Annotated in this window: 9 protein-coding genes; 5 read left to right on the forward strand and 4 right to left on the reverse strand. The window is 67.8% G+C overall.

Annotated elements, in window-relative coordinates; genetic code table 11:
• Positions 1-559 (forward strand): DNA/RNA non-specific endonuclease (locus VNS22_RS18650; protein WP_325735067.1); only part of this gene is annotated, 559 nt, incomplete at its 5' end.
• A gap of 466 nt (positions 560-1,025) precedes the next feature.
• The gene (locus VNS22_RS18655; protein ID WP_325735069.1) at positions 1,026-1,535 is read left to right on the forward strand and encodes a hypothetical protein; all 510 of its coding nucleotides are present in this window, start codon (positions 1,026-1,028) and stop codon (positions 1,533-1,535) included.
• 47 nt (positions 1,536-1,582) lie between these two features.
• Here the strand turns inward: VNS22_RS18655 and VNS22_RS18660 are convergent, their stop codons facing one another.
• The 4 genes from VNS22_RS18660 to VNS22_RS18675 form a co-directional block, all read right to left on the reverse strand.
• Positions 1,583-2,806 (reverse strand): hypothetical protein, encoded by a 1,224-nt coding sequence (locus VNS22_RS18660; RefSeq protein ID WP_349261839.1) that lies wholly within the window; start codon positions 2,804-2,806, stop codon positions 1,583-1,585.
• A gap of 107 nt (positions 2,807-2,913) precedes the next feature.
• Positions 2,914-4,020 (reverse strand): substrate-binding domain-containing protein, encoded by a 1,107-nt coding sequence (locus VNS22_RS18665; RefSeq protein WP_349261840.1) that lies wholly within the window; start codon positions 4,018-4,020, stop codon positions 2,914-2,916.
• 22 nt (positions 4,021-4,042) lie between these two features.
• Complete coding sequence (locus tag VNS22_RS18670; protein WP_325735075.1) at positions 4,043-5,089, reverse strand: ABC transporter permease; 1,047 nt, start codon at positions 5,087-5,089, stop codon at positions 4,043-4,045.
• Positions 5,089-6,600 carry a sugar ABC transporter ATP-binding protein gene (locus VNS22_RS18675; protein ID WP_325735077.1) on the reverse strand — a complete coding sequence of 504 codons (1,512 nt, stop codon included), beginning with the start codon at positions 6,598-6,600 and terminating at the stop codon, positions 5,089-5,091. Before VNS22_RS18675 ends, VNS22_RS18670 begins: the two co-directional genes overlap by 1 nt.
• 160 nt (positions 6,601-6,760) lie before the next feature.
• On the opposite strand from VNS22_RS18675, the gene VNS22_RS18680 reads away from it, so the two are divergent.
• From VNS22_RS18680 to VNS22_RS18690, 3 genes are all read left to right on the forward strand, one after another.
• Positions 6,761-7,639 (forward strand): AraC family transcriptional regulator, encoded by an 879-nt coding sequence (locus tag VNS22_RS18680; protein ID WP_325735083.1) that lies wholly within the window; start codon positions 6,761-6,763, stop codon positions 7,637-7,639.
• Positions 7,640-7,727: 88 nt separating this feature from the next.
• A complete protein-coding gene (locus tag VNS22_RS18685) occupies positions 7,728-8,096 on the forward strand; it encodes a hypothetical protein (RefSeq protein ID WP_325735079.1) in 369 nt (122 codons plus the stop codon).
• Between the two features lie 219 nt (positions 8,097-8,315).
• Positions 8,316-8,555 (forward strand): hypothetical protein, encoded by a 240-nt coding sequence (locus VNS22_RS18690; protein WP_325735081.1) that lies wholly within the window; start codon positions 8,316-8,318, stop codon positions 8,553-8,555.
• The last annotated feature ends 385 nt before the right edge of the window (positions 8,556-8,940 follow it).

Raw genomic sequence — 8,940 nt, forward strand, 5'->3', positions numbered from 1 at the left:
CGGCCACCTCGCGCGCCGTGCCGATTTGTGCTGGGGTCCGGTGGCCGAGGCCCGGCAGGCCAACCAGGATTCCTTCTACTTCCCCAACATCGCGCCTCAGCACGAGCGGTTCAACCAGTCGCGGCGCAGCGGCCTGTGGGGTGAGCTCGAGAACCTGATCCTGGAGCAGGCGGACCTGCAGGACATCAGGCTGGCCGTCCAGGCCGGGCCGGTCTTCGGCGACGAGGACACCCCCTATCGAGGCGCCCTCATCCCGCGCACCTTCTGGAAGTTGATCGCCTATCGCGGCGGCGACGGCCGGCTGCGCACCGCCGCCTTCGTCCTGTCGCAGTCCGATCTGCTGCACGATCTGGAGGAGCTGGACCTCGACCCCTTCCGCATCCACCAGCTGGGCCTGCCCGAGCTCGCCCGCCGCACGGCACTCGACTTCGAGCCCCTCTACCCGTCCGACATCCTGGCCCATCCCGGGCTGGTCACCCGGCCCGCGGCACCGGAATCGCTGATCGACCCCGCCGCACCCATCACCGAGATCCGCACCGCGGCCGACCTGCGTTTCTGAGCATCCTGCCGCCGGATGACCTGGAGGTGAATTTCCCGCACCGCCCGTGGCCGACATGGCGGCTGTCGTTGACGACGGGGGCAGTTGAGAAGATTCTGCAGAATCGTGCGCAGGGCCGGTCGATGACCGGACGAAGGGGTTCGCGGGCCGGCCGCCGCGGGAGGGCGCCCCATGACACCACCCATGTGCGCTGCCGCGATGATCGGCCCAGGCAACGTTCCGGCCTGGGTGTAGCGGCGGCCATTGCAGGAACCGGATGGACAGCCCGCAGGGGTCCAGGATCGGGCCATGCCTGCAGGCGTCCGCGTCTGCCACTCGTCAGCGTGGCTTCCGGTGGCCAGCGGAACATGGGTCCGGCGACAGGGCCGCCACGCTCGGGAGATCCATGATGTCTTCACCATGCCCAAAATGCCATGTGGTGCCGTTCGTCCTCGTGCCGGCAATCCTGCTCCTGGCGGGAGCGGGCATGGCAGCCGAGCCGAGCAAGGAGGCACAGATCGAGGACGCTCTCAGCGCCGCGACCCCGGCGATCCGTGCGACGGCTAGGGTCATGGACGAGCACGGCAACGTCCTGAAGGAAGGCGCCGGCCCTTATACCTGCTTTCCGACCATAGCGGCGGTGCGGGAGCAGGGCCCCGAGCCCCAGTGCCTGGATCAGGTCTGGATGGAGTGGGTCGATGCCTACATGGACAAGAAGCCGTTCAAGACCGATCGGGTCGGCGTTGCCTACATGCTCGTCGGCGATGCCGGGGGTGCGAGCAACTCCGAACCGTTCGACATGGCGCCGACCGAGCATAATCACTGGGTGATCGAGGGGCCGCACGTCATGGTCATCGTGCCCGACCCGGCCCAGCTCGCGGGCCTGCCCACCAACCCGGACACCGAGGGTGCCTATGTGATGTGGCCGGGCACGGACTATGCCCACATCATGATCCCGGTGGCCCCACGTCCGAACCAGCGGGTCGCGGGCCAGTAGATCCCGACGGCCGGGGCGCTGCCGCCCCGGCCGAGTCCGGATGGAAGCTAGCTGCCCGTATACTCCAGGATCGACAGGCCGCCATTATAGTCGTTGGCGTAGATGATGCCGTTCCGGTCCACGAAGATGTCGCAGGACTGGATCACCTGGGGCCGGTTCGGCCGGTGGTCGACCAGCCGTTCCGGCTTCGGCGGGACATAGGCCGCGATCTCGACCGGCCGGTACTGGTCCTTGATGTCGAAGACCCGGATCCCGGCATTCTGGTAGGTGGTGAAGATCCGCTCGGAGCTGACATAGCTGCCCGGCCGGTTCTCATGGAGATTGTGCGGCCCGAAATGACCGGCCTTCGCCTTGTAGTCCGCCTCGTCCGGCGACTTGAAGGTCGAGATGCTGATCGGGTTGGCCGGCTCGCGGTTGTCGAACACCCAGATCAGCTTCTCGCCGTCCTCCTGGTGGTCCAGCACCGCCTCGTCCAGCACCACCAGCAGTTCCCGGTCCGGCAGCGGCAGGCAGTTATGCGTCCCGCCCCCGAACGGCGGCGACCAGTTGCGATGGGTGATCAGCTTCGGGTCGTGCCGGTCCTTGACGTCCAGCACCACCATGCCGGCATCCCGCCAGGCGCAATAGGCCGTATCGCCCGCGACGATCGGGTGGTGCAGGCCGAAGCGCCGGGTCGGCGCCCAGTCGGGCGTCTCGCCGGCCGCCTGGTTCATGCCCGGGATCCACCAGCGCCCGGCCGGCTCCGGCTTGGTCGGGTCGGCCATGTCGATGGCCATGAAGATGTAGTCGGTGAAGCCATCCAGCAGCACCGAGCAGTAGGCCCACCGCCCGCCCGTGTACCAGATCCGGTGCACACCGCCGCCTTCGACCGGCATGAAGCCGATCTGCCGGGGCTCGCCGGGCTTGGAGATGTCGTAGACCGCCATGCCCGCGGTCCAGTCGCGCGCAGGTGCCGTCTTCTGCTCCGCCGTGCCGACCTTCTTGCCGAGCGAGCCCTTGTAGTAGGCCTTCTCGTCCTGGAACTCGGCCGCGGCGAACATGTCCTTGGCGTTGATCACCAGCAGCAGGTCGCCATGCGCCTGCAGATGGATGTTCCAGGTGTTGGGCGGTGCCGGGAAATAGCCGGCGGCCTTGGGCTGGTAGGGGTCGCGCACGTCGACGACGCTGAACCCCTTGGAGAACATGTGGCCGACATAGGCGAAGCCGTCCTGGACCATGAGCTGCACGCCGTCTGGCCGGCCGCCCTGGTCGCTGTGGCCGAGCAGGCGCATGTTGCGGGCGTAGTCGGGAGCAGGAAGGTCGTGGGTCGCCAAGGGGATTCTCCGGGAGACAGGGGAAGAGCCGTGGAAGCACATCATGCTCCCACGGCACGGGCGGTTCAGCCGGCGGCAACGCCCCAGATCTTCAGGTAGGCATCGGTGTAGCCGTTCTCGGGGTCGTAGATCCCCTTGGGCCCGCCATCCTTGTCGACGTTGGTCGGCAGGAAGAGGTGGGCCGGAGCGACATAGCCGGAGTCCTTCTCGCCGGCGAAGGCGCGGTTGGCCTCGTCGACGATCTGCCAGCCATGCAGCCGGAGCGGCTCGGCCACCGTGCCGATCTGGTGTTCTTCCTGCTGGATCCGCTGGAAGGCGGCGCCGCTACCATCGCCCGCCGAGATGTTGCGCGGGTTGCCGTCGCCGGCGATCCCGGCAGCGGCCAGGGAGGGCGCCATGAAGTCGAAGGTCAGGTCGTTGATCGAGAGCGCGTAGGTCCACTGGTCGCCGTAGCGCTGCAGCAGGGCCGTGGTGAGCGGCGGCATCCGGGTGCTGGCGTCGGCGAGCGGCGTGTCGACCAGTTCCAGCATCTTGCAGCCGGAGCAGGCCTTGATGATGTCGGCCATCGCGTTGGCCTTGGCGACCGCGATCTCGTAGACGCTGTCGGTGAAGATCACGGCACCGGCCGTGCCGTTGGATTCGGCGACCGCGTAGGACGCCGCGGCCTTGGCCACCTCCATGGGATCGGTCGTGATGTTGGTGAAGATCGGCATGCTGTCGTGCGGCCCGGCCTTGGCATAGGCGTGCCAGCCGATCACGGTGATGCCCTGCTTGGCGGCTTCCTCGACCGCGCTGGACTGCTCGGTGGCGTCGATGGCGCCCAGGATGATGGCATCGGGCTTGGACGCGATGGCCTGGGCCAGGGCCGAGGAGCGGGCCGAGACGGAGCCCTGCCCGTCCAGGACGCGCACGGTCCAGCCGAGCTTGCCGGCGGCCTCCTCCACCCCTTCGCCCACGCCGCGCGCACCGCCATTGCGCTGGTCGGTCGAGACATAGACGAGGGTCTTGCCCTCGGCCGCCTTGGGCCCGCTGGTCGGCCCGTCCCATGGCGGGTTGGGCTTGCTGACCTTCTCGACATAGGCCTTGGCTTCCTCGACCGCGTCGGCGGCGGCCGGCCCGGCTGCCAGCGCCAGCACGGCACAGCCCAGCAGGGCCAATGCGCTGGTCGACATCCTCGTCATGCCATTCATGTTTCTAGCTCCCTGATGTGCGCGAGGGCTTGAGTCGCACCTTGCCGCGCTTGCGTTGGGCGTAACCGGCCAGCCCGATCGCGAGCAGCAGGGTCACGCCATTGAACAATGGCTCGATATAGAATTCGCCGCCGAGCTGCTGGATGCCGGAAATGCCGACCGCCAGGATCGCCACCCCGGCGATCGTGCCCCAGACATTGACCCGGCCGGGCCGGATCGTGGTCGATCCGAGGAACGCCCCCACCAGGGCCGGCAGCAGATATTCCAGGCCGACGCTGGCCTGACCGATCCTCAAGCGTGCCGCCAGCACGATCCCGGCCAGCGCCCCGATCAGGCCGGACGCCACGAATGCGCCCACCACGTAGCGCCGGGTCGGGATGCCGTTCAGTGCAGCGGCGCGCGGATTGGCACCGATCGCATAGAGATAGCGTCCGATCGGCAGGTACTCGGTGACGATCCAGAGCAGCAGCGCCAGCGCCAAGACGTAATAGGCGGCGATCGGGATGCCGAAGGGCATCATCGTGTAGATCGAGGTGAAGCCCTTGGGCAGCATCCCGATCACCTGGCGGCCCTCGGTGTACCAGAGCGCCAGGGCATAGAGCACCGTGCCGGTGCCCAGCGTGGCGATGAAGCTGTCGATCTGGGCGAGTTCGACCAGCAGGCCGTTGAGCAGGCCGAGGAAGCATCCCATCGCCAGCACGATCAGCACCACCACCGGCCAGCTCAGCCCGAACTGGGTCTGGAGGGCGATCGCCATGATGTGCCAGAGCACGATCCCGTAGCCGACCGTGAGGTCGATCCGGCCCGCCATCATCGGGATCATCGCCGCCAGCGACAGCATCGCGATGATCGCCTTGTCGCCCAGGATCGAGCGCAGGTTCAGCATGGTCGGGAAGGTCGCCGGCAGCAGCAGCGAGAAGAACAGGATCAGGAGCAAGGTGAGGATCGGCAGTCCGTAGACCGGCAGAAGCTTGGCCGCGCGCTCACCCGGCCCCATGGCAGCGAGTTCGGCCCGGGTCGGCTCCAGTGCCGTGGATTTGATCGACTGCATCAGCACTGCCCCGGACGTAAGGGATCGGCAAAGGGCGGCGGCGCCAGCGAGGCTGCCGCCAGTAGGACGCCCGGCTCAAGGGACTCTCCGTCCAGTTCCGCCACGATCCGGCCGTCGCGGAACACCAGGGCCCGGTGGCAGATCGCCGCCACCTCCTCGAAGTCGGTGGAGATCAGGATCACCGCCAGTCCCTGGCCGACCGCCTGGGCGAGCAGCCGGTAGATCTCGGCCTTGGCGCCCACGTCGACCCCGGCGGTCGGATCCTCCAGCACCAGCACCTTGCCGCCGATCCGCAGCCAACGGGCCATCACGACCTTCTGCTGGTTGCCCCCGGACAGGGTCTCGATCGGCGCTGCCGGATCGTTCGGCGCCAGGTGCACGCGCTGGCCCAGCATGGCCGCCTCGGCCACCTCCGCGGCCGGCTGGCGCCAGGCGAAGCTGTGCCGGCCGGTGGCGGCGGGGTTGAGGAACATGTTCTCGCGCACGCTCAGGCCATGGCCCACCGATTCGGCGATCCGGTCGGCGGCGACGAAGCCCACGCCGGCATGGATCGCCTCGGTCGGGTTGCCCAGGGCCGGCCGGGCGCCGGCCAGCCAGACCTCACCTGCGAGCTTCGGCACCGCGCCCACCAGGGCGCGGCCGATCGATTCCTGGCCGGCCCCGCGCAGCCCGACCAGGCCTACGATCTCGCCCGAGTGGACCGTCAGGTCGACCGGCCCGGCATCTTCGGTCCTGAGCCCGTCCAGCCGCAGCACGTCGTCCGGCCGGGGCCGGGGCGGGCGGACGAACAGGCTGTCTGGGGGACGGCCGATGATCGAGCGCACCACCTGATCCGGCTCCGCTTCCGCGGTGGTCCGGCTGTCCACGGTGCGGCCATCGCGCAGCACCACCATCCGGTCGGCGATCGCGAAGATCTCGTCCAGCCGGTGCGACACGTAGATCATCGCCACGCCCCGGCCCTTCAGTTCGCGCAGGACCTGGAACAGATGGTCGACCTCGTCCTGGGGCAGGCTCGCGGTCGGCTCGTCCAGCACCAGGACCCGCGCCTCCCTGCCGACCGCCCGGGCGATCGCGACCAGCGACTTCTCGGTGCGGGTGAGATCCTGGACCCGGCTCTCCGGGTCGATGTCCGGTGCGATCGCGGCCAGGAGCGAACGCGCACGCCCAGCCACGCCCCGCCAGTCGATCAGCCCGCCCCGGCGACCGTAGCCCTCGGCCAACGCCACGTTCTCGGCCACCGTCATCCATTCGATCAGGCCGAGATCCTGGTGGATGAACGAGATGGCGTGCCGCTCGGCGGCCGGATCGAAGTGTTGCCCGGCCAGGAACATCTCGCCGGAATCGGGCAGGTGCACGCCTGCCAGCATCTTGATGACGGTCGACTTGCCGGCCCCGTTCTGCCCGAGCAGCGCCAGGATCTCACCGGGATACAGGTCGAGGTCGAAGCCATGGACCGCGATCGTTCCGCCGAACTGCTTGCGCAGGCCGCGCAGCGACAGGACCGGCGTCATCCTGACGCCCTCCAGCGCCGGCATGGCTTGGGCGACATCTTGCACTGGTGCGGGACCTCCCTGAGGCGGATCACGGCTTGGTTGCCGATTGGCCGCTTATGTCCTACTGCACGGCAAAACGGTGGCAGGTTCGCGACAGAGGGGCAACTTCTTTTTGCAAGTGGTCACCACCCTCACCCGCCTCGATCGTGCTGCCAGCGAGTTCGTGCCGGCCAGCAGCCCGGTGCGGCTGACCCTCTCCCCGCAGCCGGGACTGGAACTGGCGCTGGCACTGCGGCCCGGTGCCCATGAGGAAGCGAGCCTGGGCGATCCCATGCACAAGCTGGTGCTGGTCCGGGCCGGCATGCTCGATCTCGAGGGTGCCGCCGGTGGCTGGCTGGTGCTGTCCCAGCACATGGTGTTCATCCCGGCGGACCGCCCGTTCTCCCTGCGCACCCGCCCGGACACGCTGCTGATGGTCGTGCATCTCGACCCGCAGCGCACGCGCTGGTGCCACCAAGGCTGCTGGGTCGCCCCGGTACCACCTCTGGCCCTGCACCTGGTGGAGCGGGCGCTGGCCTGGGACGAGCAGACGGTGCGCGGTGACGCGCTGGCCGGCAGTCTGCTGCGTACGCTCGCCCTGCTCTGCCCCGAATGGTTCAGCAATCCGCGGATGCTGTGGATGCCGGCGGCCCGCAGCGAGGCAATGCGCACGGTGGTCCGCTATGTCGCCGACCATCTCGCTTCCGCCTCCGCGGCGCTGGCGGCCCGGGCAGCCGGCCTGTCGCAGCGCACCCTGCAGCGCCGCTGCCTGGACGAGTTGCAGATGACCTGGCGCGGCCTCTTGCGCGAGGTCCGGATGATGCGGGCGCTGGAACTCCTGTGCCAGGGTAGCCCGGTCGGAAGCGTCGCGGTCGAAGTCGGCTTCGAGAGCCTGTCGGCATTCACTGTCGCCTTCCGGGAGCGCTTCGGCATGCCGCCCAGCGCCTACCTGCACGCCGGCCGCACCGGCCTGCACGACGCGGCTACCCGCCCCGGAAGGGGGCGCGTACCGGGCTGAGCCGGTACCAAGCCAGACGGGATGGGTCGTGATGTCGCCGCGCCCACGCCCTGCGCTCGATCCCTCGTTCCGGCAGACACTCGGAGCCATGCCCAAGACCGGCGAGTACCACAGCCGCTGCCGGAACCTTAACCTGCGACATGAAACCGGATGTTCCATCCTAAGAGGAAAGTCCAATGGAGATGTACAACATGGTTTCAGCAAGAGTGCGGCAATGTCTGAAGTCTGCTCCAAGCGTCGCCGCCCGCGCGCGCGCGTGAACATACAACGCGTCGAGGTCGGCGTCTGGGAAGAGGACCAGGAAGTCCTGCAGCGACTGGCGCATGCCCTGAACCTGAACGACCAGGCGGCGGCGAGCCTGCGGAAGATGCTGGTCGCCATATTGGCCGAAGAGCAGGGTTCCATGTCGCGCAGCCTGTTACTGGCCAAGTCGCCGTCCCATCGCCGGGACCATTGACGCTTCCAGGCCGTTCTGTGCCTTCGCGAGCTATTTTCACAGGTTATGCCTGGAAATCAGCCCTAAGACTCCCTCCTCGTTCTGAATATCGTCCGGTTGTCGCACACCATGGGCTTCGCGCGTCCGTGAACTGCCTTTCGTGACTTTCATTCCGCAAAGCTACCGGAATCGGTTATGTGCGCTATGCAGTTGAAGGGATCAGTCGCGGAAGGACCGTGGATGGCCAGGGTGCCGCAGGCGCTTCAGTTCAGGACGACCAGACACTCGTCCGGGCATGCCAAGGCCATGCCGGATCCCGACGCGGCACTGATCGAGGCAGTCGCAGCGGCACTGCTGAAGAGCGATGAGCGGTCAGAATGTCTGCGCGAGATCATCCGGCACCTGGCGCCATCAGATCATGACAAGCCTCACCTGAATTGGAACTGCGAGACCGACGACGGATCGGGCAGCCGGCACTAAGTAGGAAACTCGAACAACCCTCTACAGCTTTATGGTTTTCGATCGCCTGATCAGGGACGTCGGCTGACGCGGGTATGGCGGATGGCGCAGCTGTACTGGCGGTCGAATACGGCCTGAGCGCGGATCGGGCCGCATCTCCCCAGGGTCGGCCAAGTCGGCGACCGGCGGGTGATTCGCGGGATCCTGCCTATGCTCATGACCGGCTGCCGCCCGCCGAGGTCTCCTGACCTCGGTCCTTATGGGCATGGATGATCCGCCTGCTGCGGATCATGGCGGAACGTGCCGCCAGCCTGCGGCCGGCCATGGCCGCCTACAACCGCTGCAACAACAGACAACAGATGGTCGCGGCATGGTCTGTGGCAGCGCCTGTTCCAGCGCATTGCCG

The sequence above is a fragment of the Geminicoccus sp. genome (assembly GCF_035556675.1).
GTDB lineage: Bacteria > Pseudomonadota > Alphaproteobacteria > Geminicoccales > Geminicoccaceae > Geminicoccus.

Coding starts and splice junctions, on each gene's coding strand:
- VNS22_RS18685 (WP_325735079.1), top strand. CDS start 7,728: ATGCCCAAGACCGGCGAGTACCACAGCCGCTGCCGGAACCTTAACCTG.
- VNS22_RS18675 (WP_325735077.1), bottom strand. CDS start 6,600: ATGACGCCGGTCCTGTCGCTGCGCGGCCTGCGCAAGCAGTTCGGCGGA.
- VNS22_RS18660 (WP_349261839.1), bottom strand. CDS start 2,806: ATGCGCCTGCTCGGCCACAGCGACCAGGGCGGCCGGCCAGACGGCGTG.
- VNS22_RS18665 (WP_349261840.1), bottom strand. CDS start 4,020: ATGTCGACCAGCGCATTGGCCCTGCTGGGCTGTGCCGTGCTGGCGCTG.
- VNS22_RS18655 (WP_325735069.1), top strand. CDS start 1,026: ATGGCAGCCGAGCCGAGCAAGGAGGCACAGATCGAGGACGCTCTCAGC.
- VNS22_RS18690 (WP_325735081.1), top strand. CDS start 8,316: ATGGCCAGGGTGCCGCAGGCGCTTCAGTTCAGGACGACCAGACACTCG.
- VNS22_RS18670 (WP_325735075.1), bottom strand. CDS start 5,089: ATGCAGTCGATCAAATCCACGGCACTGGAGCCGACCCGGGCCGAACTC.